The 26,804-nt window shown below is 36.6% G+C and carries 26 protein-coding genes and 1 pseudogene; 13 read left to right on the top strand and 14 right to left on the bottom strand.

The window, feature by feature from the left end; translation table 11 throughout:
- Positions 1-231, bottom strand: a pseudogene (locus GQR56_RS11975) (IS4 family transposase); the annotation flags it as partial.
- 316 nt (positions 232-547) lie between these two features.
- Here GQR56_RS11975 and GQR56_RS11970 point away from each other — a divergent pair.
- From GQR56_RS11970 to GQR56_RS11955, 4 genes are all read left to right on the top strand, one after another.
- Entirely contained in the window at positions 548-889 is a 342-nt protein-coding gene (locus tag GQR56_RS11970) for a hypothetical protein (protein WP_166111746.1), read from the top strand.
- 292 nt (positions 890-1,181) lie between these two features.
- Complete coding sequence (locus GQR56_RS11965; protein ID WP_166111743.1) at positions 1,182-2,156, top strand: transposase; 975 nt, start codon at positions 1,182-1,184, stop codon at positions 2,154-2,156.
- Entirely contained in the window at positions 2,140-2,367 is a 228-nt protein-coding gene (locus GQR56_RS11960) for a hypothetical protein (protein WP_166111740.1), read from the top strand. Before GQR56_RS11965 ends, GQR56_RS11960 begins: the two co-directional genes overlap by 17 nt.
- Positions 2,354-2,824: a hypothetical protein gene (locus GQR56_RS11955; protein ID WP_166111737.1), complete on the top strand. Its 471-nt coding sequence runs from the start codon at positions 2,354-2,356 to the stop codon at positions 2,822-2,824. Before GQR56_RS11960 ends, GQR56_RS11955 begins: the two co-directional genes overlap by 14 nt.
- A 190-nt stretch (positions 2,825-3,014) precedes the next feature.
- Here the strand turns inward: GQR56_RS11955 and GQR56_RS11950 are convergent, their stop codons facing one another.
- Positions 3,015-3,260 carry a DUF4235 domain-containing protein gene (locus GQR56_RS11950; RefSeq protein ID WP_166111734.1) on the bottom strand — a complete coding sequence of 82 codons (246 nt, stop codon included), beginning with the start codon at positions 3,258-3,260 and terminating at the stop codon, positions 3,015-3,017.
- 259 nt (positions 3,261-3,519) lie between these two features.
- Here GQR56_RS11950 and GQR56_RS11945 point away from each other — a divergent pair, with 259 nt between their 5' ends.
- A complete protein-coding gene (locus tag GQR56_RS11945; protein WP_166111731.1) occupies positions 3,520-4,521 on the top strand; it encodes a metal-dependent hydrolase in 1,002 nt (333 codons plus the stop codon).
- A gap of 74 nt (positions 4,522-4,595) precedes the next feature.
- On the opposite strand, the gene GQR56_RS11940 is transcribed toward GQR56_RS11945, so the two are convergent.
- Positions 4,596-4,904 carry a hypothetical protein gene (locus GQR56_RS11940; protein WP_024611674.1) on the bottom strand — a complete coding sequence of 103 codons (309 nt, stop codon included), beginning with the start codon at positions 4,902-4,904 and terminating at the stop codon, positions 4,596-4,598.
- A gap of 420 nt (positions 4,905-5,324) precedes the next feature.
- Between GQR56_RS11940 and GQR56_RS11935 the strand changes: the two genes are divergently transcribed.
- A complete protein-coding gene (locus GQR56_RS11935) occupies positions 5,325-6,023 on the top strand; it encodes a DUF805 domain-containing protein (protein WP_166111728.1) in 699 nt (232 codons plus the stop codon).
- 449 nt (positions 6,024-6,472) lie between these two features.
- Entirely contained in the window at positions 6,473-7,159 is a 687-nt protein-coding gene (locus tag GQR56_RS11930) for a DUF805 domain-containing protein (RefSeq protein WP_166111725.1), read from the top strand.
- 303 nt (positions 7,160-7,462) lie between these two features.
- Here GQR56_RS11930 and GQR56_RS11925 read toward each other — a convergent pair whose 3' ends face one another.
- Positions 7,463-7,840: a hypothetical protein gene (locus GQR56_RS11925; protein WP_166111722.1), complete on the bottom strand. Its 378-nt coding sequence runs from the start codon at positions 7,838-7,840 to the stop codon at positions 7,463-7,465.
- Between the two features lie 372 nt (positions 7,841-8,212).
- Between GQR56_RS11925 and GQR56_RS11920 the strand changes: the two genes are divergently transcribed.
- The 4 genes from GQR56_RS11920 (at position 8,213) to GQR56_RS11905 (ending at position 11,885) form a co-directional block, all read left to right on the top strand.
- Positions 8,213-8,800: an ACP phosphodiesterase gene (locus GQR56_RS11920; RefSeq protein ID WP_166111719.1), complete on the top strand. Its 588-nt coding sequence runs from the start codon at positions 8,213-8,215 to the stop codon at positions 8,798-8,800.
- A gap of 161 nt (positions 8,801-8,961) precedes the next feature.
- Positions 8,962-9,897 carry a hypothetical protein gene (locus GQR56_RS11915; protein ID WP_166111717.1) on the top strand — a complete coding sequence of 312 codons (936 nt, stop codon included), beginning with the start codon at positions 8,962-8,964 and terminating at the stop codon, positions 9,895-9,897.
- A gap of 331 nt (positions 9,898-10,228) precedes the next feature.
- Positions 10,229-11,467 carry a TerD family protein gene (locus GQR56_RS11910; RefSeq protein WP_166111714.1) on the top strand — a complete coding sequence of 413 codons (1,239 nt, stop codon included), beginning with the start codon at positions 10,229-10,231 and terminating at the stop codon, positions 11,465-11,467.
- 76 nt (positions 11,468-11,543) lie between these two features.
- On the top strand, positions 11,544-11,885 hold the full coding sequence (locus GQR56_RS11905) for a YajD family HNH nuclease (protein WP_024611665.1): 342 nt from the start codon (positions 11,544-11,546) through the stop codon (positions 11,883-11,885).
- A 68-nt stretch (positions 11,886-11,953) separates the two neighbouring features.
- On the opposite strand, the gene GQR56_RS11900 is transcribed toward GQR56_RS11905, so the two are convergent.
- Positions 11,954-12,388: a nuclear transport factor 2 family protein gene (locus GQR56_RS11900; RefSeq protein WP_166111711.1), complete on the bottom strand. Its 435-nt coding sequence runs from the start codon at positions 12,386-12,388 to the stop codon at positions 11,954-11,956.
- 102 nt (positions 12,389-12,490) lie between these two features.
- Positions 12,491-12,961, bottom strand: a complete 471-nt coding sequence (locus tag GQR56_RS11895) for a YHS domain-containing (seleno)protein (RefSeq protein WP_024611663.1) — start codon at positions 12,959-12,961, stop codon at positions 12,491-12,493.
- A gap of 126 nt (positions 12,962-13,087) precedes the next feature.
- Between GQR56_RS11895 and GQR56_RS11890 the strand changes: the two genes are divergently transcribed.
- Positions 13,088-13,909, top strand: coding sequence for an AraC family transcriptional regulator (locus tag GQR56_RS11890; RefSeq protein ID WP_166111708.1), 822 nt, complete (start codon positions 13,088-13,090; stop codon positions 13,907-13,909).
- Positions 13,910-13,929: 20 nt separating this feature from the next.
- Here the strand turns inward: GQR56_RS11890 and GQR56_RS11885 are convergent, their stop codons facing one another.
- Together GQR56_RS11885 and GQR56_RS11880 are read right to left on the bottom strand one after the other, a co-directional pair.
- Positions 13,930-15,204: an alpha/beta hydrolase gene (locus GQR56_RS11885; RefSeq protein ID WP_166111705.1), complete on the bottom strand. Its 1,275-nt coding sequence runs from the start codon at positions 15,202-15,204 to the stop codon at positions 13,930-13,932.
- Between the two features lie 216 nt (positions 15,205-15,420).
- Positions 15,421-16,779, bottom strand: coding sequence for a serine hydrolase domain-containing protein (locus GQR56_RS11880; protein ID WP_166111701.1), 1,359 nt, complete (start codon positions 16,777-16,779; stop codon positions 15,421-15,423).
- A gap of 181 nt (positions 16,780-16,960) precedes the next feature.
- Here GQR56_RS11880 and GQR56_RS11875 point away from each other — a divergent pair, with 181 nt between their 5' ends.
- Positions 16,961-17,614, top strand: coding sequence for a hypothetical protein (locus tag GQR56_RS11875; RefSeq protein WP_166111698.1), 654 nt, complete (start codon positions 16,961-16,963; stop codon positions 17,612-17,614).
- 149 nt (positions 17,615-17,763) lie between these two features.
- Here the strand turns inward: GQR56_RS11875 and dgcA are convergent, their stop codons facing one another.
- The 6 genes from dgcA to GQR56_RS11845 form a co-directional block, all read right to left on the bottom strand.
- Positions 17,764-18,798, bottom strand: coding sequence for an N-acetyl-D-Glu racemase DgcA (gene dgcA, locus GQR56_RS11870; protein WP_166111695.1), 1,035 nt, complete (start codon positions 18,796-18,798; stop codon positions 17,764-17,766).
- Positions 18,795-19,793, bottom strand: a complete 999-nt coding sequence (gene dgcN / locus GQR56_RS11865; protein WP_166111692.1) for an N-acetyltransferase DgcN — start codon at positions 19,791-19,793, stop codon at positions 18,795-18,797. The genes dgcA and dgcN overlap by 4 nt, the downstream gene beginning before the upstream one ends.
- A gap of 121 nt (positions 19,794-19,914) precedes the next feature.
- Positions 19,915-20,790 (bottom strand): LysR family transcriptional regulator, encoded by an 876-nt coding sequence (locus GQR56_RS11860; RefSeq protein ID WP_024611748.1) that lies wholly within the window; start codon positions 20,788-20,790, stop codon positions 19,915-19,917.
- Between the two features lie 22 nt (positions 20,791-20,812).
- Positions 20,813-22,537: a Na+/H+ antiporter NhaC family protein gene (locus tag GQR56_RS11855; RefSeq protein ID WP_166111689.1), complete on the bottom strand. Its 1,725-nt coding sequence runs from the start codon at positions 22,535-22,537 to the stop codon at positions 20,813-20,815.
- A gap of 101 nt (positions 22,538-22,638) precedes the next feature.
- A complete protein-coding gene (locus tag GQR56_RS11850) occupies positions 22,639-25,224 on the bottom strand; it encodes a M14 family zinc carboxypeptidase (protein WP_166111686.1) in 2,586 nt (861 codons plus the stop codon).
- The gene (locus GQR56_RS11845; RefSeq protein WP_166111683.1) at positions 25,224-26,804 is read right to left on the bottom strand and encodes an amidohydrolase family protein; all 1,581 of its coding nucleotides are present in this window, start codon (positions 26,802-26,804) and stop codon (positions 25,224-25,226) included. The genes GQR56_RS11850 and GQR56_RS11845 overlap by 1 nt, the downstream gene beginning before the upstream one ends.

Genomic DNA, 26,804 nt, shown 5'->3' with positions numbered 1-26,804 from the left:
TTGATGCCTCACTCTGCCTACAAAATCCCAACCAAATTTAAGCACTAACTTAAACCAAGGATTGCGAAATCCTGCATCTGTGACGATGATCGGCTTGCAATCTGGAGGCAATATTGATTTAAGTGTTTTAATGAAATCCTTGTGCACGCTTTGCTTCATGTATTCACATTCACGAAAACTTTGCTCATAGATTGTCATTGCTCGACCTTTAACTGGCACTGCTGCTCGTAAGAACCAAAGGGGTCAAATCTTGACTTCATACATCAATGGTCTAGATTTATAGTTTATTGCTCATTGAGTTTATTATTATATTTAGACCGCTGCGAATAGAGTATAAAAGCCTACAAGCGAAGCTGTTAAATTTGGGGTTAATAAAACTTTAATTCTTTATGGTATTCATAATGGAATAGCTTTAGGTTTGAGTTTTATACTACCAATAATAGCTATATTTCCTGTTTCTGAATGGCTTTTATTACTCGTTATGTTTCTTGCGATATTATCCGAGTTTATCACAATTTATTTTTATATATCTCAGAAGGAACTTTAAATGATATTTAGCTTTTTTCTAATTGCTTCGCTAAGTGCTGACTTTAATCTTGCTGGAAAAACTTCGGCAGGTTTAATACTTTGTGAAAATTTAAATAATAAAGTCAGTCTCGAAAAAAGAAAAGACTATAGCAAGCTACATAATGAACTCAATAGTTACTTAAGCCCTGAGTTAGAGTCAGACTTTGATTTAAGTAATAGCTTTTATAGTGCGCAGGTTGATTACATTAATTCATTTGAAAATGCAGACAAAGATAGACCCTTAGATGAAAGCTTATTAACTAAAGAGAAATGCCAAATACACATAGATAATGCAAATCAGTTAATAAGAAAATTTCAGTGAAATGTTTTATCTCAGACTTAATTTAATCTGATTCCGAAAACCAAAGAAAACCAAAGGGGTCAAATCTTGACTTCATATATCAATAGTCTAGATTTATAGTTTATTGCTCATTGAGTTTATTATTATGTCTAGACCGCTGCGAATAGAGTATGAAAATGCGTTTTATCATGTGATGAATCGCGGAAGGGGGCGTGAAAATACCTTTTTGAGAAAGAAAACCAAAGGGGTCAAATCTTGACTTCATACATCAATAGTCTAGATTTATAGTTTATTGCTCATTGAGTTTATTATTATGTCTAGACCGCTGCGAATAGAGTATGAAAATGCGTTTTATCATGTGATGAATCGCGGAAGGGGGCGTGAAAATACCTTTTTGAGTGATGACGATTTTAAGCATTTTTTATACTGCATTGAGCAAGCAAGCCTTCGTTTTAATATTGAAGTGCATTCGTATTGCTTAATGACCAATCATTACCACCTACTTATAAAAACTCCTGATGCAAATTTAGGCAGAGCCATGAAACATATTAATGGTCTCTATACGCAATATTTTAATAGAACACACAATACAGACGGTGCACTGTTTAGAGGTCGCTATAAGGCTGTGCTGGTGGATGCTGATAATTACTTACTACACGTTAGTCGTTACATACATCGTAACCCTATAGAAACAAGTACACCGTTAGTAGATGAACTTATTGACTATAAATGGTCTAGTTATTCAGCTTTTATCAAAAAAACAGTGATGCCAAAATGGTTAGTTCGAGACTTTATATTTTCGCTACAAGGAAAAAATCGTAAATATGCTGCGTACAAACAGTTTGTTGAATATGAAAACAATAAAGAAATAAGTACGTTTTATGGGGCTAAAAAGTTACTTTCAGTTTTGGGTTGTGACGCATTTATTGAAAAAATAAAAGGGTATATAGCAATACCAGATAGCGAAAGAACTATTGTTATTAAAAAACGCTCAACGGATGATGTAATTGATTACTTATCTAAATATTTTTGTATAGATACACATGATATTGTAACGGTTAAGAAAGGGCGAAAAGAGAAAAACTTGCCACGTATGTTTGCTATTAAATTATGCCAAGATTTAACAGGGCAAAATTTAAAAGCGTTAGCCGTTGCTTTTAATGTTCAACATTATTCAGCCATATCCCAAACGGTATGTAGACTAAATAAGTTAATAATTGAAGATGGAAAGGTCAAATTACAATTCGAAAAACTGCGAGATAGTTTGATGTATGAAGTCAAGATTTGACCCCTTTGGCTTTGACCCCTTTGGCTTTATAGAGGAAAATATAGCCATTCTTTATGGTGATGTACTAAAAATTGAGCTTATAGATAGTAACGATAGTGAATCTGATATATTGATTATCCATAAAAAAGGTGAAAACTATTTTAATGGGGCTGAAGTCACACATGTAATACTTGAATCACTCAAGGAGAGAGTTTTTAATGAAAAAAATTAATTTTTTTGCTTTATTTATACTGTTTATTTTTAATATTCCAGTAGAGGGAAGGGAGCTTTGTGAAGTATATCAAAGTATGACTTATCGTAGTACATTAGACACTTATTCACCTGAAGAAAAATATATTAACATTACGAAAGAAACTTTAATTTCGCCTCCCCGTGTTCTTTTCCAGCATCCAGATGGAAAAATTAGTGAAAAGTCTACATTTACAAAATTTAGAAACCTTCTCTCTGAGGCTTTTTTAGATGATGAACCAAAATTACTTTTTTCAAAAGTAACGGATACTGAAGGTGAATTTGTATTTGAAACAGATAATAATATTAGCATCAACGAACATGCTTTTTTAATTAAAGTACGAGGAAGTGAAATAGATATTTATCGGTATCATCCTCTTGAAGGGACAACAGGCTCGTTATCTATAATGCAACAAGCTATAAAAAAGTGTAATTACTAAATAAAAATTGAGTTTAAATCGCTATTGATCTTTAAAAGAACAAAGAGCCAAAGAAAAAGCGAAAAGGATCAATTTCTGATGAATTAACACAAAAGTTTGGTCCTTGGTTTTCTTGTTCTTACAAATATAGAAAACAAGAACTTAAATTAAATACCTCTTACTAATTGTAAGAGGTATCAATTTAAAATGCTTACTTGGATCGGCGTTTATCTAGTGCATAACGAACGACCATTCTTGCAACGCCAGCACCAATACCTGAAACTACCGCCCATGTAACAGCTTCTTTAAGATCTTTTTCTTCGCTTGGCTTGTCTTTTGGAGCGGGTTCGTTGGTAACCTTTTCCCACGATTTTTGTAAAGTTTTCCTTGTTAACATACCTGCCGATGCTGCAGCTAGCCCTATACCTACGGTCGTAATTAGTTGTTTATTACTCATAATGTTCTCCTTTCTATAAATAATGGTGGCGTTATTTATGTGTAACTCTTTAAGTAAGAACAGTAGTAACAGCAATTTACATACCGATAGAACCGCAAAGCTATTAAATCAGACTATTTTAAAACCTACACTTTGATACTCTTTCGCTAAAGCTAGATTCAACTAAGCCTAAAAAACTAAATACTTATTAAGATCGACAGTGCCTGCGAAGCAGTACATTATATTGCGTGTTTTAAATGATTTTTAAAAGGAGCTTTCGTTGGACTCACTCACACAAGTGGTGCTTGGTAGTGCTGTTGCTTATGCCACATTGGGTAATAAACTAGGTCGTAAATCTTTATTGGTTGGGGCTGCGTTTGGTACTTTACCCGATTTAGATGTGCTAATTAACTTTGGTGGCGATGTTGAAAACTTTGTTTATCACCGTAGTTTTAGTCATTCTTTATTTATACAGCTGTTAATGAGTCCCTTGTTTGCTTGGCTTTTACTTAAAATGAATTGGGCTAAAGGCGTAACTATGTCGCGCTGGTCGGTTGCCATTTTTTTAATTTTAAGTACCCATTCTTTACTCGATAATTTTACTGTTTATGGCACACAGTTGTTGTGGCCGTTGTCGACTCATCCCTTTAGTGTTTCGAGCATATTTATTATTGATCCTGCGTATACTTTGCCTCTTGTGTTGTCTTGTATAGCGTTGTGTTTTGCACGTATGAGCCCGTATGCACAACGTATTAATACCAGCGCATTGGTCATCAGTTCAATGTATTTAGTTTGGGGTTTTGCGGCTAAATACCACATTAATAATAAAATTTATCAGGCGCTGAACACACAAAATATCACATTTACACATTTTGAAAGTACACCAACTCCGCTTAACACTTTGCTATGGCGCGCTGTTGGTGTTACTAAACAAGGCCATTATGAAATTTATGCGTCTGTGTTTGATGAAGTTAAAAATGTTGATATTCAATTTTACCCTACAAAAAACGCGTTGCTAACTAAGATTAATGATGCAAAGCAAATCACGTTATTACAACAATTTACCAAAGGGCTATACGGTGTTTACCAGCAAGATGAAAAGGTTATTATTAGTGATTTAAGAATGGGGTTGGAGGGCAATTATGTGTTTTCATTTGTGGTTGCTGAGCAAAAAGATCAGCAGCTAATCCCTGGGCAATATCAAAAGCTCAGTAATCGATTGCCGTTAGATAAAATTAAGCTCATTTTTGCTCGTATTACAGACCCTAATATCGATTTATAAACGAGCGTGGCTGTGTCCACGCTTTTTAATAATAGGTTTTAGCTAAAGATTACCTGCTATTGCCAAAGTCTGATTTAGTCATCAGGTCCTTTGAGCGTAAATATTAAATGTTTGCGCATATCTTTTAAAATAACGCCTTTTTTGAGCATTGCGCCACTTAAGCGTTTTTGCCATTTTAATAAATCAGGCTCTGCCGCCGTTAAAGCTTGCTCGTTTTCAAACTGAAAACACAGCAATAAAGATCCAGGAAATAAGTGGTATTTAACGTCAAACCAGCATTGCAGCATACCAGGGAGTTCAGCGCGACCTTGTTCTTCTAATTTGTCAGCAATATTAAGCACAATAGCCTGCTGCTTTATTTGCACTGCAGAGAGTTTTTTCATTGTTTAAATCCAAGTTAGCGGCTAAAAAATGCAGCCGGAATATGGGCATTATACGCAAGCTTGTAGGTAGGCAACAACTTTGAAAGAGGATTAGTGTTCAATAGGGTGTTTATGTTTAAAATTAAGAGAGCTATGTTGGGAGACGCCTCCAGTTTTTCCAATCTATGTAGGTCGTATAAGTGGCGTAGCCGCACCATCCGACATTTATTATCATCATCACATTTAACCCTTCAACAATAAATTATATTAACTAAGCGCTGTGTAGAAGTAAGGCGACTCAGTGCTCTCTTTTTACTGAGTTAATCATACATAATTGTAATTTAGTCAATAAAAGTGTTTATGCTGTTCCTGCTTTATTGACAGTAAGGTTGAGTCGTGTAGTCTTCTTTTTACTTTAAAATACAGGCTATAAGGACAGTAATGCTTTGTTACACCGGACTTGAATGTCTTCAATATTCGATTGAAATTGTTTACCCATTATCTGAACCTCTTTTTAATGTTTTTTTATTAACTATTAGCTTATCTTTAAAAAATATACCAGGGCGCTCTTGGTTGGTAGGTTTTGCAATATGCAGCTTAATCTCATCGATTTTGTATGGCATATTTTATTTTATTCCGATGAACTATCCTGAATATACCGAATACTCTTATGCATACAGATTTACGACCCGTTTAATCTACAAGTTTGGTTTTTTTATACTCTTACCTGTGTTTTTATTTAATTTATGGAGTAGTAAAACACTTAACCTTTCTGCCGTGAGCATTCTTTTTTCATGGCGAGGACGGGTTACTCGAAGTATTTATTGGGGGGCTGGTATAGCTAATGCGGTTTTATTCTTTGCAATTATCGATGGAATTAATTTATTTAGAGACCTTCCAACCGAGGCAACGTGGTTTTCTATGGGTCTTAAGTATTTTACCTTATTTATAGTATTAGGGTTTTCGATGTGGACTAACTTAATAGTAACGATTAAGCGTTGGCATGACCTTAATAAGTCTGGCTGGATGACACTATGCCTTTTGATACCGTTTATCGGTGCAATTGGTTGTATGATTTACTTAGGTTTTGCTAAGGGAAAAAAGGACAAAAATCGTTTTGGTGAAGCACTTATTCAATAAGAGCTAACAAAAATGGCACCTGTCAAAAGCTACCTGCCTGAGCAGAACTTTTAATGGGTGACCCTTGTAAAGCACATTGTAGCGGATGTAGGGGAAATACTTAAACGTGAGTTGGGTATTTGGGCTTTGCAAAATGTAAAACCTGCCCTCATCTTATAGTGGTTTACTTAAAAAAATGGCTGCCATAACGTGTTAATAGCCCCTATAAGCTAGTTAAAATTAAATATAGCGTTTAATAGTTTGGGTTAAGCAACGACGTTTTATTACTCATGCAGTAACAAAAAAACGCAGCAATAGTGATAGTAAAACAGAGCTGATTCTTCACTGAATTAATCATACACAATTGTAATTTAGTCAATAAAAGGGGACATGCGTTCCTTATTTATTGACAGTCGGGTTGGGTCGTGTAGTCTCCTTTTTACTTTAAAATGCAAGCTATAAGGACAGTAATGTTTTGTAACACCGGACTTGAATGCCTTCAATATTCGATTGAAATTATTTACCCACTCCCTGAACTTCTTTTTAATGTTTTCTTATTAGCTATTAGCTTGTCTTTAAAAAATATACCAGGGCGCTCTTGGTTAACAGCTTTTGCAATATGCAGCTTAATATCATTGATTTTTTATATTATTCCGACGTATTTCCCTATCTATACCGAGTTCTTTGATGCGTTTAGATTTACAACTCATTTAATCTACCAGTTTAGTCTTTTTATACTCTTACCTGTATTTTTATTTAATTTATGGAGTAGTAAAACATTAAACCTTTCTGCCGCGAGTATTCTTTTTTCATGGCGAGGACGGGTTACTCGAAGTATATATTGGGGTGCTGGTATAGCTAATGCGGTTTTATTCTTAATAATTATCGATGGGATTATTACAAATGATTACTTTCCAAGCGAGGAAACGTGGCTTTCTATAGGTCTTAAGTATTTTACCGTACTTACAGTATTAGGGTTTTCGATTTGGGCTAACTTAATAATAACGATTAAGCGTTGGCATGACCTTAATATGTCTGGCTGGATGACACTATGCCTTTTGATACCGTTTATCGGTGCGATTGGTTGTATTATTTACTTAGGTTTTGTTAAAGGTAAAAAGGATAAAAATCGTTTTGGTGAGGCACTTATTCAATAAGAGCTAACAAAAATGACACCTGTCAAAAGCTACCTGCTTGAGCGGAACTTTAATGGGTGACCCTGTGACAGATAATTGGGAAAATGCTTAAACGTGAGTAGAGTGTTTGGGTTTGGCTAAATACAAAACCAGCACTCATCTATACAGTACTCCCATGGGCTCAGGTTTAATTATTGAGCAGGCAATTAATGTGTCATTTAATGCATTTAAAAATAGTACCAATGGTACAAATATATTAGTTAACTTACCAAATAGAAAGTCACTTCACTCATGTTTTAGCCCATGCCTGAGCTCATATTAAGCTTACGACTCAGTTTCTAATAAAGCATCAATGTAGGCGAGTTCTTCGCTAAAAATACCGTTTAAAAGTGCATTTTGCTCAATTATTACTGCCTCATTCGATTGTTTTTTGTATTCTTGTTGGCACCTGACAAGTTCGTCGGCTAGCCATTGGCAGGTGTTGGTAGCTGTGTTTGTTGCTGTTTTTAAAAATGATGACCATTTTATTTTTTGTAAATTAAAACGGTATAGTAAAACTGCAATAGTGCTGTAAGCGTGTTGCTCAGGCGATGGCACATTGTCACTATTTATTGAGGTATTGTGTAAAGACTTGGTATTGACCAGCGCTTGTTGCAGTGCAATTTGTTCTGACTGACTTAAAAAGTTGTTTTCATAATGCATGGGTAACCTATATAAGCTAGTAGCTTGGCATTCAAAAAGTAGTGAAAATTAGCAAGGTGTTTTATGACTCATGCGCACCAAAAATGCAGCAACAGTGATAACAAAATTAGGCTGACCCTTTACTGAATTAATAAAACACAATTGTAACTAGGCGGGGAGGTTTGAAAAGCATCAGCATTTTTTTACCTTTATTCTTAACTTTATTCTTAGGGTAACGCAGCACTTTTTTGTAAAAATTAATGTATTTATAAACCACGTTAATATAGCTGTAAAAATAAAATAACTCTCAGAAGGCTTTTACTTCTCAATAAGAATTTCCCCTAAAATTAAGTTACTATTTGAATTATATTAACCATTGCAGCCGAGAACACGTTGAATTATTTAGCTCATCTTTATTTAGCACAACCCACAGCAGATTCTCACTTTGGGAACCTGCTTGGTGACTTTGGTGGTAAAAGGCACGTAGAACAACTACCAAGTACAGTTATAAATGGGCTCGATAATCATTATTTAGTCGATAAATTTACTGACTCTCACCCTGTAGTTAAACACGCCAAACAGTACTTTTCACCCGAGCGTAAGCGCTTTGCTGGCGTGGCTATTGATGTGATGTTTGATCATTTTTTAATTGCACACTGGCAGCGCTTTAACGAGCAATCGTTGAGTGATTTTAAGCACACCAGTTATCAGCTTTTAAATAACCGCATAGCTGTTATGCCACCGCGAATGCAGCATGTTGTAACAAGCATGACTAAAAACGATTGGTTTAAAGAATACGAAACCATTGATGGGGTTGGGGTAGCACTTGATAATATTGCCAAGCGCATTCGCTTTACTAATAACTTTGCGGGCGCTGCTGACGATATTGCGCGCAACTACGATGAATTAGAAGCGGTGTTTTTAGCGTTTTTTCCTGAGCTGATTAAGCATGTAAATGAGTTTAACCTTGAACGAGATTAATTTCTAAAGCAAATGTATATGTTTTCTACTTACTGCTATTAACTTGTATTTAACAGTTAAATAGCTTTTTATTCGGTTTTTTCTAAATTGTTAATCTTTTGTGATAAGTTAAGGTGAAAAAAAGGCTACTCTAGTACAAATTAATTTTGTGAGTACGTTTAATGAATCGCCATTACTTGGTTATTGCGAGCTTTGCTATTTTGTCTGCATTACAATCTAATGCAGTGCTTGCTTTTGACTTTGATTTGAAATCAGTACGAACCACTATTTCAAACCCCAGCACTAGCCACGCGTTAATATACGATGACTCAGCTAGGAGTAATCAAAAAACACTGTTTTCGTTAGAGCCCATAAATAACCAGCGAGTAGGCGTGTTTTTTGATATTAACGGTATTGAAATTGGCTATTCAGCGGATATTTTTAATGATGACGTTGAAACAAAAACGCAAGATGTGCTGCTCTCATATAGAAAATTTAAACACTCTAAAATCACGTTTAACTACCAAACACTTGAAGGGCTGCAAAGTACAGCTAGGAATTTGAGTGGCAATCAGGTTGATCAATTTTTCTCACAAAATACGCGTTCAACTAAGTTTGAGTTATCTGGACAGCACAACTTCTATACTTTTAATGACAAAGAATCTTTGTTTGAACATTTTTTTCTTAATAGACCAAAGCTAAGTAATAAATTTGATGTGGCGCTAAGTATTGTTGGCGCATGGTCTTTCAAGCACGTATCGCTTGAAGATAAAGATAATATAGTGTTTCAAGCTGATTTTTTAAATTCACCTGCCCCACAAACTACAAAGCTAATCTCTAATTCATATGGAGCCAGTATTGGTTCACTTATATCATTTTCGTTACCACATAATGTTCATTTATTTGCAGAATACAAAGTAGGTAAGGGAAATATCCAAAATATAGACCCTGAATTTGGTTTAAAAGATTCGGGCGATGAAAAAGTAGCTGCATACGGCGGTGGTATTTCTTGGACCTCAAGTAATAAAAAGCTAATGGTAGTACTACGCGCGTGGGAGCAAACAGGCAGGCATATAGACACTTCTTTTGGTGATTTGTCGGTGATTAAGTTTTTTTAGTATTAATCACAGAAGCTCTCTCACTTATGTTTTTGCTTTTGTTATTGAGATTTGATCATTTCAATCTTAAATTTAAATCTTAAATAATTTGGACTCTTCTTCTAAATTTATAGGAGTCCAGTCGCCACATTCAACACTTATATTTTTTACGCCTTTTATTTCTGAACGCTTTTTAGTTTATCGAGTATGGATGGCAGTATTTATAAGTTGTATTCATAGCAAAACAGTATTAAATAAATTGACTAGCTAAAACCCTCCCACCTTAATTAAACTTAAGTTATCATTTACAGCTAAGTATTGTTCACTTCCAAATACGCTTTAAGGATGATAAATGCAATTAATAACAAACGGTCAAAACTTGGTCGTTAATGCAACGAGCATTCAAGTAAATATTGAATGTGAACTACATGGCAATAATGCTAACGAAATAGATGTTTCTGCTTTTTTATTAAACAAAGATAATAAAACACGAAATGATGATGATTTTATTTTTTATAATCAGCCAAGCTCATTAAATAGAGCGGTAACATTGTCATCAGGTAACGCGCAAAAGCAGTCGTTTACTATTAATTTAGCGGCTATTGATGCCGACATTCATAAAATTGTATTTGTGATTACGACGCCATCTGCTTTCAAGCTAGCGTCGTTTTTAAAGGTCAGTGTTGATAACCTTTTAGAATTTAGCCCAATACTTGCAGATATGAGCGAAACATCGCTTAATTTAGCTGAGGTGTATCGACATAATGGGCAATGGAAGTTTAGAGCAATTGGTCAAGGTTACGCTGGTGGCTTAGCACCTATTGCTATTGGTTATGGCGTTGATATTGACGGTAAACCAAATGAAACTCAATCTTTGACTCCAACAACTCCTTCACCCGTTATTAGCAAACCAGCGAGTAATACTGCAAATAAACCTGTAAACATCAAAAAAGTAGATTTATCGAAAGCGGGTGAAAAGGCGACTATTTCGCTAGAAAAAGGTAATAAATTAACTGCAAAATTACAGTGGGATACACAAGCTGATTTAGATTTATATTGTTTTTATGTTGATAAAAACGATATTGAAGAAAAAGTTTACTATAAAAAGTTAGGTTCTTTAACTGCGCCACCTTTTATAAAGTTATTAGGGGATAGCCAAGTAGCAGGTGAAGAAATAGTGGAAATATCTCAACCTGATAATATTAAATATGCGTTGATATGCGCATACAGCGCCGTTAGTAATGGCATCGGTAGTTTTCACTCTTATAAAGCGAGAGTTGAAGTAACTGATGGTAAAAAACAAAGTGTTACTTCTCACTTAAATCACGATGACCCTAAGTCTTACTGGGTTGCTTTTGCTTTAATTGATTTTCAGCAAGCAGGGCAGGTAACAATTAAAAATGTTGAAACTTACTCAAGCCCAAATGAATTTAAAGCGCAGATGAAACAGCGAACAGGTAAAGAACCTAAGTTTTTTAGTCGATCTAACCCTACGGTTAATGGTGTGTCTAAGTATGATCCTGAAAGATCACCGCACCTTTTCAAAGATGGTAGCTTTATGATGTCGGCAGGTATAGTTGAGTTTAAATAAGCTGTTATTATTAAGGTCTACTTATTAGTTTTAGGTGTATTTTAAACACCATAACAACACATTAAACAGGAATACTATGAGTAAGAATAACAGTGAACCTCAGGCTTATGTTAAGCAAGAGGAAGGTTATCGAATAAAAGCCTTAAGATTGTACCCTTGGGTATGCGGACGTTGTGCTCGTGAGTTTGAGTACTCTAATTTACGTGAGTTAACGGTGCATCATGTTGATCACAACCACAGTAATAATCCTGAGGATGGCAGTAATTGGGAGTTATTGTGTATTTATTGCCACGATAATGAGCACAATAAATACCACGAACATATTATGTATGGCGGGTCGACTACAGAGCGAAAAGTAGAGGCAGCAACGCATTCTCCGTTTGCTGATTTAAAAGCGCTGTTAAATAAGTCAAAGTAATATTTTAACCGAGTTAATGGTTAAATAAATATACTCTAATTTTATAACAGCGATTACTGGCTTAGCAGTTATTGCAAAATGTAAGCTTTAGCGATTATTTTCCATTCATTATCTAATTTAGATAATGTTAGTGCATCATAAAAACGGTTTGTAGAGCGAAATAAAACAACAGCTAAACGATCGTCAACTATGTTCATACTAATAATTTCACCATCGAGGTTTCCACCCGCTGGATTTTTGTTTGATGCCCATTGGTTAAGCACACTGGTCATATCTTTATATGACTTAATAACTTCTTTACCGTCGTCGTTTTTTACTACGCCAACCATTGTTGCGTGCTCTGCTGAAAATGCGCGAAATAAACGCTCTTTACTCGCCTCGCCTTGACCCTGAAAGTAGTCGTTTACTGCGGCTTTTATCGCGACTTTATCAGAGGCTTTATCTGCGTGTGCACTGAACGATAAAAAGGTAACACTTATAATAACTAACAACGATTTCAACATAAAACTCTCTTACTGCTAATAATGAACAACGCACTAAATTTAAGGTTGCAGGTGTAAGCTAAAGCAACCTCATAATATTATATTTAAGCTAAGCCTTATTTATTAAAGCTCTTTTGCTGTTTTGTCTTTTATGTCAAACCAGTTTGAATCGGCTGAGTTAATAAAGCCTGGTACGTCTTTTAGCCATTGTTTTTGAACTGATTTATCAAGATTTAAATAAAGTTTGTTTTCAACAATTTTGAAAGCTTCTGGATCTACGTCAAACTTTTTCTCCATTGAAACACCAAACGCACAAAAGCCACCAAATTGTGGTGCGTATTTTTCTGGATTAGCTCTAAATAAGTCGCGGTGCTTAGCTGAACTGAACTTATAAATGGCATTTTTATGTGTTGCAGTGTATTCAGAGCTGCCTGTTACCGCTTTGTTTTGGGTAAAGTAAGCAACGGTATCATAACCACTAATTGCAATGTCGTTAACGTCGGCATTTGCGTCTATGTCTGCTGCAAAGCTTAATGAACTTGCAAGTACCGATGCTGCAAAAAAAGCTGATTTAGTGAGTGTCGAAAATTTCATGTGTATCTCCAAAGAAAAATTAAATAGGTTTGTTTGTTTAAAACTCAACTGTACTTTATCGTTATTATTTGGTTAATATGCGTCTATTAGTCTGTATTTTCATACCAATAATCCAAAGGAGCGTTTATGGACGTACTTTCGAGTGTGTTGAGTCATTTTTCACTTAATGCGAATGTGTTTTTTAGCGGCAATATGTGTGGTACGAGCGATTTTAGTGAGGATCAAGGTGTTGGGCATTTACATTTATTACGTTCTGGTACGTTAAAGGTGCGTAGTAATAGTGGCTTTGAAGTAGCTTTGTCTAAGCCTTCGGTTATCTTTTTTCCTCACTCTACAGGGCACTGTTTGTTTTCGGATAAAAGCGACGGTGCTGATTTAGTGTGCGCACAAATTAGCTATCAAAGCGGTGGGCATAGCCCTTTATTACAGGCTCTCCCTTTTTGTTTAAATTATGAATTAACAGGTGATGGATTGTTAGAGCAAAGCGCTTTTTGGATTTTTGAAGAGGCATTTAAAGACGCCAGCGGTAAGCATTTAATTATAGACCGCTTATGCGATGTGTTTTTAATTAGTGTGCTGCGAAAAGTACTAGAAGAGGGCGCAATTAAAAGCGGGATGATGGCTGGGCTTACTCACCCTCAGTTGGCTAAAGTATTAATAAAAATACACCAAACTCCAGAACAAAGTTGGTCGCTTAGCGCTATGGCTGAGGAGTGTGGTATGTCGCGTTCTAAATTTGCCGATACGTTTAAGCGAGTAATTGAGCAAACACCAGCTGACTATTTAGCTGATTGGCGTTTATCGGTTGCTAAAAAGCTTATTTTAAAAAATCAAAATATGGATTTAGTGGCTAATCAGGTTGGGTACGAAAATGGCTCTGCACTTGCCCGTGTATTTAGAAAAAAAACAGGGCAAGCGCCAAAAGAGTGGTTATTAAGCCAGCAATAATTTTTTTTGTGTGCTAACTACTATTCGTTTTTAATTAAGTAATTTGAATCAAGCGACCAAAAGTTATTTTCGAGTTTTTGCAGCGGTCGTTTTTTAGAGCCTGGCGATGCTTTATGTAGTATCAAATTAATGAGATCAGAACTTACCGCCGGATCACTATGAAAGTAATCATGACCTATTAAGCTGCCAGATTTAGGCACTTTAATTAGGCTTACGTTACCTACCGAGGTAAATATGTCTTGCTCGTTTATGTTTACATCTTTTGTGTTTAGCCTACCAAAGCTTAAGCTGTTTGTTAGCCATTGTGAAATACCCAATGCGCTGTCTTCTTGAGAGGTATAAATAGTGATTTTCCCAAACGCAGGCCCAAATTGCTCTGCCATTAGCCTTTGTTTAATTATACCAAAATCAAGATCGGGAGCGGCTAAAATTAAGTTTTCAATACGCAGGTCTTCTCGGGGATTTCCGCCACTGGCTCTGTTTTCAATTATAAGCTCTCTAAGTGTTGTGGTTACTACATCTGTGCCACGGCTATGCGCAATAATATGAATATTTTCTATTTCAGGATTTTTAAAAAGTAGTCGTAAGGTTTCTTTTAAATGAAAAATAGTAAATTGACCAGACTCTTTATCTTCAAAATAGCCGGTTAATCCTGTGGCAGCAGCAGGCCAAGAGTAAACAATAGGTACGCCTTGTCGGTTTAAAAAATGCCAAATACCAGCAAGAGTAAATACCGATTCGTTAAAGGTATTATTAAAGCCATGCACAAACAAAATAACATCTTTATTATTACTGTTTTTTAAACGCTGATTAATATTTTTGTTTAATTGGGTTTCGTGAAAAATTTTGCATTCTAAAATATCTTCGTCAATTTGCAGCTTATCTTTTACGCGCCTAAATTTATAAGGCGATAAAGGAAAGCGACCTAATTCATCGGCTTTTTCCATTACGTAAGTTAAATTAGCGGAGCGATTTTTAAGATTACTTTGCTCTAATAGCTCGCTCCACTGCAACGACTTATCGCCAAAATTTACTTTTGCTACACCGTATGCAATTGATGGCGAACGACTTGCGTTATACATAACGCCTTCTTTTTCAGAAACTGCACGGTCTGTAACATACAGTAACTCCATACTTGTATTATGCAGATTTTTAGGTACTTCATTTTCTGAATAAGGTGTGCTCACATATAAATTAGGCGTAGGCATTAAGGTTGGATTTGAAGTACATGCCGAGAGTAAAAAAACGAGTAAAGGAGCGAAAATATAGGATTTACCTAGAGAGTGGAAAAGCATGTTTATTCCTTATTTTCGGTTTATAAGTAATTTTAAAAAGGTTAAGCATAAAAATAACATATAAAAAATAACAGGTTTATTACCTTTTATACATTTACGCTGTTTTTTATAACATATTATTGCGCTAATGAGGATATGAGTTTGTAATACCCACGCTTATAAGTAGAGTAAGCGTGGGTATGGTTGTTTGAGATAACTTTAACCTTAACGCTAAAATTAAATTTTAATTGCCTCGGAAGGAGTTGTTGATAATCCACTAAAATATTTCATCACTAATTGTCCTTGGCTGTTTTTCTCTATTACTAAGTAATTGTTTGAATTAGGATAGTAAAAACGTGTTTTAGACATAGTAATAAGTTTTAATTTGTCGCCACCGGTGCGTTGTGAGTACAAAGTATTATTTTCAAAAATTAGGCTGCGTAAGGTATTTTTATCAATACGGTAATCACCTAATACGGGCGCTAGTTGTTGCACTGTTACATCGGCTTTTTTAAACTCGGGCAGTACAATACCAAGTGCTTTAGCGGTAAGTTTTTCGTTAATAAAAATAGGGTTTATGTGGTTTGAATTAGCGAGTACGGCTACATATAGCTTTTGCTCTGGTATGTAACGTGCGTGTGCTAAAAAGCCATTTATACCACCTGTGTGTTTAATTACGGTGTATTCATTCAAAGGCTCAATAATTAATCCGTAACCGTAGGATGAAAAGCTGCCGTCGTTGAGCTTAAAAGGACTGACCATTTTTTCATAGCTTGCTTTACTAATAAGTTGCCCCGTTGATAACGCGTTAAACCAAATGTTTAAGTCGGTTGGGGTAGATATAAGCGCTCCTGCGGCATAAGGCCAGTCCATATTAATATAACTTGTGTTTATAAAGCCTTGCTCTGTTTGCTCATACCCCGCTGCGCGGTGGGCAACAAGTTCTTGTCCTTCATAACTACTTTGAGTCATCCCTAATTTTTTAAATATATTTTGTTCAATAAAGTCTTTATAAGATTGCCCACTCGCTACTTCAATTATTTTACCAAGCAGTGAATAACCGGTATTTGAATAAGCCTTCGCTTCGCCAGGTTTAAATACCATAGGGTGTTTGGCAAAACGCGCTAGCGTATCGTCAACGCTGGTGGGTACTTGTATTTCTTTATCGAATAGGTCGTCGTCATCTGTGTAGTTGGCTATGCCCGATGTATGAGTTAATAAGTTTTCGATAGTGACGAGGTTGCCCTCAGTAGGAAAGTTTGCAACATACTTATGAATGTCATCAGAGGTTAATAACTTACCTTGCTCTTGTAGCATCATAATTGCAGCGGCCGTAAACTGCTTTGAAATAGAACCCAAACGTAAAACGCTTTGCTCGTTAAGTGCAATGTTGTGTTCAAGGTTAGCAAGCCCGCGCGATCCTTTAAAAAGTACTTTGCCATTTTTGCTAATAATTACCGATACCCCTGGCTCGTTTTCAGCAAGGTTGTCGTGAAGAATTTGCTGATACTGCAAAGTTGTTGGCTCTGCTTTTACAAAATGAGGTATTAATAGGGCGAGGGCTAACAAATAGCTCGTATAGAATGGCTTAATCATATTTATCCTTTTTATTTTATACCAAACTGGTTAATGGGTTTGGCGTTCCTTGTACTTTATAGTGAGTTAATATTGCACAGCTAAAAAGTAAACACAATTATCGGATTTTATAGAGGTTTAGTAATAGGTATAATAGCTGCGTTTATTGATTTTTATTAAATTTCGCAAGGAAGATGTTTATATGCCTGATATAACGGCACTTTTTTATGTAGCTATTATGGCTTTTTACTTATTGCGCTCAAATGATGGAAGTAAGCTTGTTATAGCTGTGATGGCTTTAGCTGCTATCCCTCTATTTACAGATAATTATTGGCAATGGTTACAGTTAAGCGGGCTGTTAAGTATCCTTATTGTAATTATAGAAAAAATGAAAGTAGATGCTACTGCAGTCGGTGCAATTGGGGTGTTAGTTGCTCTATTTATGGGGGCTTTTATTTTAAGTATACTTATTAATACTGTATTGGTATTTGTGAGCAACTTTGAGTTTTCTACTTTTAACGTTAAAAACCCCTTAAACTACGAATGGTCAACCTCTATTCTTTGGTTATATTGCCTTGCTTTTGTCATCCAGTTATTCGTTATTTTACGAAGTATTAAAAAGCCTAAAGCGTTGTTTGATAGTAATATAATAGGACTCTCTTTAGCCGTGTTACCACATTATTGCGGCTCATTTTTGTATGGGCTTATGCTGAGCGTTGCTATTATTGCTACTCTTTACTTAGTTGCTTTTGTTTTAAAAACAGATTCTGAACAACGCTTTGAGTTTACGTATAACGGGATGTGTGTATTACTAACAAGTTGTATGGTTAAGGGTATTATGGTGGTCTTCTTTTAGGGTGTTTAAAATAGCTTCTAAGCTGTGGGTACGTATTTTAACGTTTCTGCCGTGTACTCAATAGGCACTTTAAATGAGTGCAGCTTGCTACAGTAGGGCTACCAATATTAGCCTGTTTGGTATCCCTTATTTACATAATTACTTTTTATTTACGCTAACAGCTTAGTTAAATCTTGATTGTTTTTACCTCCCCACAAGTGAGTATTTAGCGGTTGCATAACGCCTTGGTTAAATTTAAAGCCGTGTGATCTGTCTGTATTAATTAGCAGTGGTCCATCTAAGTCGACGTACGTGGCTTCGCTGCTTAATAAAGATAATGGTGCCATAGCAAGCGAGCTGCCAACCATACAACCCAGCATTATTTCAAAGCCTTGTAGCTTTGCTTCTGCAGCTAATAGGTTTGCCTCGGTTAAGCCACCGGTTTTATCTAGTTTAATGTTAATAACGTCATATCGGTTTTTTAGGTACGGTAAATCTTTGCGAGTATGGCAAGATTCATCTGCGCATAATGCAATGGGTGACTCAAAATTTAATAACTCGATATCGTCGCCAGCAGGCAAGGGTTGCTCTATTAAAATTACATTAAGTTTTTTTAATTGTTCACAACATGTCACTAAATCATGAAAGTTCCAGCCTTCGTTTGCATCTATAATAAATTGGCTATTTGGCGCCACGTGGGCGATTGCAGTCATTCTTTCAATAATATTTTGGTTATCTAGTTTTACCTTAACCAAAGGTGGGTTGTTTAAAGCCGTAACAGCACCAGCCATTGCTTGTGGAGTATCAATACTTAGTGTTTGTGCGCAAATACACGCAGTTGTTTGCTTGTTTAATAGCTGGGCAACCGTACTATTTTGCTGCTTTGCTTTTAGATCCCACAAAGCGCAATCAAGAACATTACGAGCAGCTCCTGCGGGCATATTAGCAACGAGAGACGTAAAGCTTTTTTTAGGCGTTTGTTTGCTAAGTAGGTTTATGTTTTCAACGTCTTCTATAACACTGCTTACAGACTCATCATAGCGTATATAAGGAACGGCTTCTGCCCAACCATAATTTTGGCCATCACTAATTATTACTACAACAACCTCTGTTTGTGTTTTTGCTCCTCGGGAAATTCTAAAAACAGATTTTAATGGTAATGATTGATGACATACTTTGATTATTTTAATTGGTTTTTTATTCATGGTAAGTTTTCCACAATTAATGCTGTGCCATCACGCACGGGGTCAACGCAAGGTAATGAAAACTCTTTACTTAATTGCTCACAAATTTCACGTCCTTCTTGAACACTCACACTTGAGGTATTAATTGCAATGCCAGCAACTATTACATTGGGGTTTGTTAATTGTGCTGCACTTATATTTTTTTCGATTGTTTGTGCAATGCTCGGAAATGCCGTGTTTGGTAGGCCACGCATATGCGTGCGATTCAAAGCATGGCAAATCACTAAGGCATCGGGTTGCGAGCCGTGTAGTAAACCTAAACTAACACCAGCAAATGCAGGGTGAGACAAAGAGCCTTGCCCTTCAATAATATCCCAGTGTTGTGCATGGGCATCGGGTGATAGCGATTCTACAGCGCCTGAAATAAAGTCAGCAATTACACAGTCGATTGCAATGCCTGTTCCGGCTACCAAAATTCCACATTGGCCTGTGGCGCGAAAGCTCACATCAAGCCCTTTTTGTTGCATGGCTTTTTCAAGGCTTAAAGAGGTATACATTTTTCCTACTGAACAATCAGTTCCAACCGTTAGTAGTCGTTTACCAGAGCGTTTACGCCCAGTACCTGTCGTAAATTGAGCTGTAGGGTGGCGAATATCAAACAAATTACAATTAGCGCTATAGGCTTTACTTACCACTTCAGAAAAATTAGTAAGTTTGTCGTGCAGGCCACTAACTATATCCATACCTTGATTTAGGGCTTCTAAAATATATGGCAGCCATTTTTTATCAAGTAAGCCACCACTATTAGCAAACCCTAACACAAATGTTTTTGCGCCTAATTTAGCTGCGTCACTAATCGTATATTTAGCCAATCCCGTTGTTACTGTACAACCTGGGGTGCTTAGCTCACCTATGCATAATTCAGGGCGCCAATCAGCAATACTTTGCGCCATTTTTATCGATAATTGATCTGTTGCATCACCAATAAACAACAAATAAGGAGAAGTGATTTTCATAATTAGTCTCTAATATTTAAAGCAAAAATGCGTTTAATTGAGAATATAATATTAGAGATACAATGAAAGTGAGAAGAATTAGAAAGGCTATAACCTTTGTCTATATGGTTATTTAAAGCCTTTAAATACAAGTAGTTAATTTATCTAAAAAGCTAACCGACGCTTTTGATAATGCGCTGTTTTCTAGGTGTAGTGCATTTACGGTAAAATTAAGGGGGGGATTAAATGAAGCAATAGCAACGTTGTCTGATAAGTTTCCTAGTGCGGTGTACTTATCAACAATACAAATACCGGCACCTTGGGCAACTAATCTGGCGGCAATAAAGTAGGTTTGAACTTTTATTGTCGAATTTATCACAATGTGTTCTTCCATCATTCTACCCCAAAGTAAATTACCTAAAGGACCACTATCGCTAATATCAATAAATTCTAAATCGACTAAATTGTTAAGCGTTAACTGCTCGGGTAATTCGGGAAACGTTGTTTTGGGGTAAACAATTACTAACTCCGATTGCGCCAGTTCAATAGACTTTACTGAGGGCATTACACAAGGCGAAAATAAAATAGCAATGTCACATTTATGCTCTAACAGTGCTTGTAATACTTCGTTGTTATGAACTGTTTGCACATTAAAATGAACGTTTGGGTATGTTTTATGATACTGCGCAATTGCGTTTGGCAGTGCGTCAAACCCAAGAGCAGGAGTAACGCTTAAATTAATATTACCAAACTCCGCTTTTTTAATGTTTTCGGCTGTACTTTTTATTGACCGCATTTGTTGATAAATTTTATCTACTTCATCAAATAACATGTTGGCTTCATCTGTTGGGATGAGGCGTCCTTTTATGCGTTCAAATAATTTAAAGCCCAATTGCATTTCAGCATGAGATAAAACTTTGCTTACTGATGGCTGAGATACATGAAGCATTTTTGCTGCATTGGTTATTGAGCCATTTGTGTAAATGGCATGAAATACTTCTATATGTCTTAAACGCATGACTCACTCCTTGTATTAATATTTATGCAAAAAAGTAAACTAAGCCGGTCCATAAAACGGCAGCAACGCAAGCTGCAAAGGTTGCTGGTACTAATTGTGATTTAACATGATCCATTAAATCGCATCCGGTTGTCATGGAGCTGAGTATTGTAGTGTCTGAAATAGGCGAGCACTGATCGCCATACACACTGCCATTTAATACTGCGGCAAAACATACCATCATAAACAGTTCCGGATTTGCTAATTCTTGAGATTGGCAAAGAGCCCAAGCAAGTGGCATTGCTAAGGGAAATGCAATGGCATAAGTGCCCCAGCTTGTGCCTGTTGAAAATGCAATTATTACCGTGATCAGTTGTAAAATAACAGGTAGTAACCAAAATGGTAGTTGCTCACCAAGTTGCGATACTAAATATAATCCTCCACCAATTTGCTTACTAATACTACCTATAATCACTGCTAACATTAAAATAACTGAAGCAACAACAACTCCTTTTAAACCAGTTCCAAAACCTTCAATTAAGTTATCAAGAGACATGCCTTTAGCGAGTGCAATAAAAGCAGACATCAAAAGTGCGACTCCAAATGCCCAGTTAACCTCGGGTGTACCAGTATAAACAAAGGTCATAACGGCAATGGTAATTAGGGTTAGTAACGGAAAAACAAACTCAAGCACATGTGGTTTATAGCCTTTAGGTACATTACTACCTTGTAGTTCTTTGGTGCTTAATGGTTTTGCTCCTGGGGCATCTAATTGGTTAGTTTGCAAAGCGCGCTTATGTGCTTCTTGCAGTCTTTTTCCTGAAAAACGAGTAACGTTTAAACTTAATAACAATGTGCCTAGTACAGCTAAAATACTATAAAAACTAAATGGAATACTGCTAAAGAAAAATTTAATACGGTCTGTTTCAGTGGCTAAAAACGACACCCCTGGTACAAATATTAATGCTTGTACGTAAGCTGGCCATGCATTAAACGCTAAAATTGATGCAATTGGAGAAGCGGTAGAGTCGACTATATAACTCATTTCTTCGTGGCTTACTTTTGCTTTATCGGCAAGAGGTCTTACCGTTGTGCCAACTAAGGTAGTGCTCATGGTGCCACCTTGAAAAAATAATATACCTAAAAGCCATGATATAAACTTTGCCGAACGCTGCCCTTTAACAAAGTGTTGGGTCATAAAGTTTGCAAACGCCTGAGCCGCTCCGGTTTTAGACCAAATGCCGAGTAATCCTCCAAGTAGCCATAAATAAAGTAATAACAACGCCGCAGTGCCTTCGCTGGCAAGGTTGGGAATTATGACCTTATCGGTAAGGTCGTACTCTCCAAGCATTATAGCGCCCACCACAATACCGCTAAATAAAGCTGTAAGTGGCTCTTTTGTAAGTAAGCATAAAATAATAGTGACGAACGCGGGTAATAAAGACCAAAAACCATAATGAAAGGCGGGTTTGAGCAAGACTAATTGTTTATCATTTTTTATTACCCACTGCTCAATAATACTAGGGGCTTTGTTATTTGCAGATAATGCGGATTGATTTATTAGTGATGATTGATAGGGCACTACGTCTTTTATTAGTATTTCTTTACCTTTATATGTATATGCGTTTAGACCTGATTTAGTGGTGTAAGTATCGTATTGATAGGATTGTTCAAGCCATGTTTGTTGGGTAAATAAATTGACATAAATAGCCAAGCATAAACTTCCCATTAAAATAACAGCAGCAAAAATATTTTTACTTATTATCATATTGTTACCTTTATTTTTATTCTTATTTATTAGAGGAAGCGGAACTAACAAAAATAAGCCGCAGCCACAAAAAAGCCTCACATATTTGTGAGGCTTCTATTTTACTCGGCTGCTAATGAGCGAGGATGAGAAAACAACGTTGAAAAAAACAAGCTGTTCATAAATAGTTTTTCGGTACCGTAAAAATAGCCCCTAAAATTAGGGTCATCACTAAATACAATAACACTACCTTGACCTAATCTTTGTGCAACAAGCATTGCTTTTTCTGCAAGTTGCAGTTGGTTTTCTGGTGATGCAAAACCAGTTAACAGGGGTTGCTTGGCTATTTTTACTATTGTTGCGTAAGGGTTTTTAGGCGGTTCGAAAGCGAGTAAACCACTGCGATGGCTTGCTATTTCTCGTCGCGTATAGCCGTAACCTAAAGGATGGGTTATATCGAGATCGCCGGCCATTACTGCACCACCAATAACATCTTGCGCCTCTAGTTTTGATTTATCCGCGTAGTCAATTCGAGGTTTATCCAAACCATGACCTTTATTTATTTTAACGGTGTTGAGCTTAAGTAATGTTTTACCTGCCCATTTAGCGCCATCTCCAATGCCGACAAATGTGCCGCCTGATTTAACCCAGTTGGTTACTTTGTCGCTAAGTGCAGGGGTTATATCTGAATACTTACCATCAGCCATTATTATATGTGTGTAGTTTGATAATTTAACGCTGTTTAAGCGACTTTTTTCTAATAATACAACCGGTATATTCATGCGTTTATCAAGTAAGTGCCATGCTTCACCAGCTTGATACTGCGACATACCCGGACCAATTACGAGCAATACCTTAGGTAAATAAACCGGCTCAATATTGTTACTACCTAAGTCCATACCAATACTTTGTGTATGGGCACTATTTAACGTGTATACAGGTACGCCATCTTGTTTTGCAGCATCGTTCATCAAACTATTTAACTTACTGCTATCTAAACCGCCTTGCCAACCAATAGACACAACAACACTGCCACGCTTGAAGGTTTTTACACCTTTATCTGTTTGGGCTTTAAATTCACTGTTTGCGATACGAGGACGATATCCATGGGCTAACAATTGGTATAAAACTTTAGGAGCATAGTAGTTGCTCCACTCAAATACATACGCTACTTGTGCTTTTGGTACTGTAGATTGAGTTGGGAAGATGGGTGTAGTTATATCGCCAGCTTTGTAGCTTTCTCTTGTTAGTGGATTATATTTAATCCCGAAAGCAAGCGGCATTGTCCAACCTGAAACATCATAAAAAGTATTGTTTTTAAATTTTGTAACGTTTGCAAATAAGCCCTTGATCATACGGTAGCTCGTTTGATTTGTTTCGGCTATGTAGGACTCTTGCGCTTTAAACAGTTTGCCATTTACTTTTAAATCTTTTAGTAACGGTTTTACGTTAATTTTATTACGATCTAGCAACTGTAAAAAGTGAAACATGCGAGCAGGGTCTTCAGGTGCAGTAAATACATAGGCTTTAACTTTATCGTCATCTGCCATTTCTTGTGCTTGTTTAGCAAAACCTTGTTGAAAGGTAAGCAGATCGGTTTTTTTATCAACAGCGTTATTTAGTAATGCTAAACCCACGTGGTAATAAGTACGAATATTGTCTCTAAACGATAAAATACCGCGTGGTGTTGATAACAAGCCCGCCGAACTAGCTTGCTCAAACAATATACCTAAACTGCCATATAAATGAGGGTAAGTTGCGCCTTTTCCTAAATAAAAATTATCGTACGCTTCTTCATTAAAATACAAGCGAGCTTCACTATCCATAAAGTCTCGTGGTCCTTGTACTACTTCACTTAATAAGTCCATTGCTTGTTTATTAATTAGGGGATGGACGCGATCTGGCGCTCCAGGATGAAAATAAAATGATTTATACGAGCGCATTTCATGAAAGTCAGCAACGATATTAGGTCGCCATTGATGAAACTTGCTTACCCAACCAATTGGCTCTGGTTGTTGTTGTAACATCCACTGGCGATTTAAATCAAACCAGTAATGATTAGTCCTACCCGATGGCCATGGCGATCCATGTAATGCATGATTAGGATCTGTTATATTTACGTTCGAAGAATATCTTAAATTCCAAGATGCTTCGCGGCTATTACCGTCTGGGTTCATACTTGCTGTTAATAAAATAACGCTATTATTTAATAGCTTATCTATTTTATCGCCTTGCGCTGCTGCTAAGTGATAAGCGATTGGTATTGCAGAATCAGTTGAGCTAACTTCCCCTCCATGAACACCAAAATTGATCCAACTAACAACAGGCATATTAGCTATAGGTAATTTAGCGCCTTGTTGTAAATCAATGTGCTGAGTACGCAGTTGCTCTAAGTTTTTTTGGTTTTCAGTGGAGGTAATTGTAAGGGTTAATATAGGTCGTTGTTCGTTACTGTATGCAATTACTTCATATTTAATACGATCTGACTTAGATGCTAAATACTTGAAGTAATCGATCATACGATCGTTACGAACCATTTGATCGCCAAGGCGGTGACCTAAAAAAGTATCTGGTGTTTCAATTGAAGGATCGAATACTACAGATGGGTCAAAAATAGTATCAGCTTGAGGAGCTGCATGTATGTTTATTGCAAAAAAGGAGGCGGCACATACAACAATAAATTTGAGATATAAAAAAAGATGTTTCATTACTGGCTTACCTTGGCTACTTGGTGCTGGCGGATTGCTTGACCCGCAAGATTATTAGTAAGCTTGCCTTGTGAAATAGCGAGCTCACCATTTATAACCATCCACTGTACACCTTCACTTAATTCTTCTGGGTGGATGTAATCAGCTTTTGGTATGAACTTATTTTCATCAAAAACTACAATATCAGCAGCATAACCTACTTTAAGCTCTCCACGGTCTTTTAAACCAAATGCTTTAGCTGTTAATGAACTACTACTGTTAATAAACTCATTGAGTGTTAGCCACTGTTTTTGTTTTACAAATTCATGGTACTTTTTTGGAAATGTAGCGTATTTTCGAGGATGACCTGGGCTACCATCAGATGAGGTCATTACCCAAGGTTGTACCATATATGCTTTAATATCTTGCTCTGACATATTAAAACTAGCAACTCTGGCGTTACCATCAATAACAATTTTTCGTGCTGCATCAATAGGCGATAATTCCCACATGGTGGCAATTTCAGCTAAGGTTTTACCACGTAGCTTTGCAAGGGTAGGGTCACTAATTAATAACGAATCAGCACCGCCTCTGCGGCGTAAGTTTTCTTGCATAGCTATTTTAAGTTCTGGCCATTGGGCTTCGTCTTTTACGCGGGCTAAGTATTCACTTTTATCACCAGCTAAAATTTCACGAGGCATTAAACTACCCGCAATACTGGTGCCCGACGCTCGCCATGGGTATTGATCTGCGGTTACGTCAATGCCTCTATCTTGTGCATTTTTAATCAATTCGATAACCGCTTTGCTCTCTCCCCACACGTCAACACCTAAGGATTTAATATGAGCGACATGAACGGGTAGTTTTGCTTTTTCGCCAATGGTAATTACCTCTTCAATCGCGCCTAGTAAGCCAACGCTATAAGAGCTTTCATCACGAATATGGCTGTCGTAAACGCCATTATAACGAGCAGCTACTTTTGCAAGCTCAATTACTTCTGCTGTTGTTGCGTAGTTGCCAGGTACATAATAAAGACCGGTAGATAAACCGAGAGCACCTGCCTGCATTGCTTTTTCAATTAAGCTTTTCATTTTAGCTAATTCGATATCAGTAGGTGGGCGATTACTACGTCCCATTACTGCTTTTCGTACTGAGCCATGACCAATGTACAACGCAACATTTGTTCCAATACCTTGATTTTCATATTCAGTAAAAGTGTTTGCTACATCAATATTGCCGCCCCCATCTACATTACAAAATACAGTGCTGACTCCTTGTGTTGTGTAATTAGCATTTAAGTTAGGCGTGGTGTTATCAACAAAGTCATTACATGCATGAGTGTGCGGGTCAATAAAGCCAGGGGCTACAATCATATTATTTGCATCAATAATTGTTTTGGCTTGTAAATTAGTCGGTAATTGCTCCTTAATGAAAATTATTTTACCTTTATCAATACCAATAACGCCTTGAATAGGCGCTTTATTTGAACCTTGATAAATAGTGTTCCCGGTAATTATCATATCAATGGGCGTGTTCTCGTGAGTGCACCCCACAAGGGTGGCTATAATTGCTACGAGTGCCGTTATTTTAGTTATTGGCAT

Source organism: Pseudoalteromonas sp. Z9A5, from assembly GCF_011378875.1.
Lineage (GTDB): Bacteria > Pseudomonadota > Gammaproteobacteria > Enterobacterales > Alteromonadaceae > Pseudoalteromonas.
Note: the sequence above shows the minus strand (reverse complement) of the source record. Positions and strands in the feature narration are given on the sequence as shown.

Excerpts from the sequence above, each read along its gene's own strand:
- GQR56_RS11970 (WP_166111746.1), top strand. The coding sequence starts at position 548 with ATGATATTTAGCTTTTTTCTAATTGCTTCGCTAAGTGCTGACTTTAAT.
- GQR56_RS11965 (WP_166111743.1), top strand. The coding sequence starts at position 1,182 with ATGTCTAGACCGCTGCGAATAGAGTATGAAAATGCGTTTTATCATGTG.
- GQR56_RS11960 (WP_166111740.1), top strand. The coding sequence starts at position 2,140 with ATGAAGTCAAGATTTGACCCCTTTGGCTTTGACCCCTTTGGCTTTATA.
- GQR56_RS11955 (WP_166111737.1), top strand. The coding sequence starts at position 2,354 with ATGAAAAAAATTAATTTTTTTGCTTTATTTATACTGTTTATTTTTAAT.
- GQR56_RS11950 (WP_166111734.1), bottom strand. The coding sequence starts at position 3,260 with ATGAGTAATAAACAACTAATTACGACCGTAGGTATAGGGCTAGCTGCA.
- GQR56_RS11940 (WP_024611674.1), bottom strand. The coding sequence starts at position 4,904 with ATGAAAAAACTCTCTGCAGTGCAAATAAAGCAGCAGGCTATTGTGCTT.
- GQR56_RS11935 (WP_166111728.1), top strand. The coding sequence starts at position 5,325 with ATGCTTTGTTACACCGGACTTGAATGTCTTCAATATTCGATTGAAATT.
- GQR56_RS11930 (WP_166111725.1), top strand. The coding sequence starts at position 6,473 with ATGTTTTGTAACACCGGACTTGAATGCCTTCAATATTCGATTGAAATT.
- GQR56_RS11925 (WP_166111722.1), bottom strand. The coding sequence starts at position 7,840 with ATGCATTATGAAAACAACTTTTTAAGTCAGTCAGAACAAATTGCACTG.
- GQR56_RS11915 (WP_166111717.1), top strand. The coding sequence starts at position 8,962 with ATGAATCGCCATTACTTGGTTATTGCGAGCTTTGCTATTTTGTCTGCA.
- GQR56_RS11910 (WP_166111714.1), top strand. The coding sequence starts at position 10,229 with ATGCAATTAATAACAAACGGTCAAAACTTGGTCGTTAATGCAACGAGC.
- GQR56_RS11905 (WP_024611665.1), top strand. The coding sequence starts at position 11,544 with ATGAGTAAGAATAACAGTGAACCTCAGGCTTATGTTAAGCAAGAGGAA.
- GQR56_RS11900 (WP_166111711.1), bottom strand. The coding sequence starts at position 12,388 with ATGTTGAAATCGTTGTTAGTTATTATAAGTGTTACCTTTTTATCGTTC.
- GQR56_RS11895 (WP_024611663.1), bottom strand. The coding sequence starts at position 12,961 with ATGAAATTTTCGACACTCACTAAATCAGCTTTTTTTGCAGCATCGGTA.
- GQR56_RS11890 (WP_166111708.1), top strand. The coding sequence starts at position 13,088 with ATGGACGTACTTTCGAGTGTGTTGAGTCATTTTTCACTTAATGCGAAT.
- GQR56_RS11885 (WP_166111705.1), bottom strand. The coding sequence starts at position 15,204 with ATGCTTTTCCACTCTCTAGGTAAATCCTATATTTTCGCTCCTTTACTC.
- GQR56_RS11880 (WP_166111701.1), bottom strand. The coding sequence starts at position 16,779 with ATGATTAAGCCATTCTATACGAGCTATTTGTTAGCCCTCGCCCTATTA.
- GQR56_RS11875 (WP_166111698.1), top strand. The coding sequence starts at position 16,961 with ATGCCTGATATAACGGCACTTTTTTATGTAGCTATTATGGCTTTTTAC.
- dgcA (WP_166111695.1), bottom strand. The coding sequence starts at position 18,798 with ATGAATAAAAAACCAATTAAAATAATCAAAGTATGTCATCAATCATTA.
- dgcN (WP_166111692.1), bottom strand. The coding sequence starts at position 19,793 with ATGAAAATCACTTCTCCTTATTTGTTGTTTATTGGTGATGCAACAGAT.
- GQR56_RS11860 (WP_024611748.1), bottom strand. The coding sequence starts at position 20,790 with ATGCGTTTAAGACATATAGAAGTATTTCATGCCATTTACACAAATGGC.
- GQR56_RS11855 (WP_166111689.1), bottom strand. The coding sequence starts at position 22,537 with ATGATAATAAGTAAAAATATTTTTGCTGCTGTTATTTTAATGGGAAGT.
- GQR56_RS11850 (WP_166111686.1), bottom strand. The coding sequence starts at position 25,224 with ATGAAACATCTTTTTTTATATCTCAAATTTATTGTTGTATGTGCCGCC.
- GQR56_RS11845 (WP_166111683.1), bottom strand. The coding sequence starts at position 26,804 with ATGCCAATAACTAAAATAACGGCACTCGTAGCAATTATAGCCACCCTT.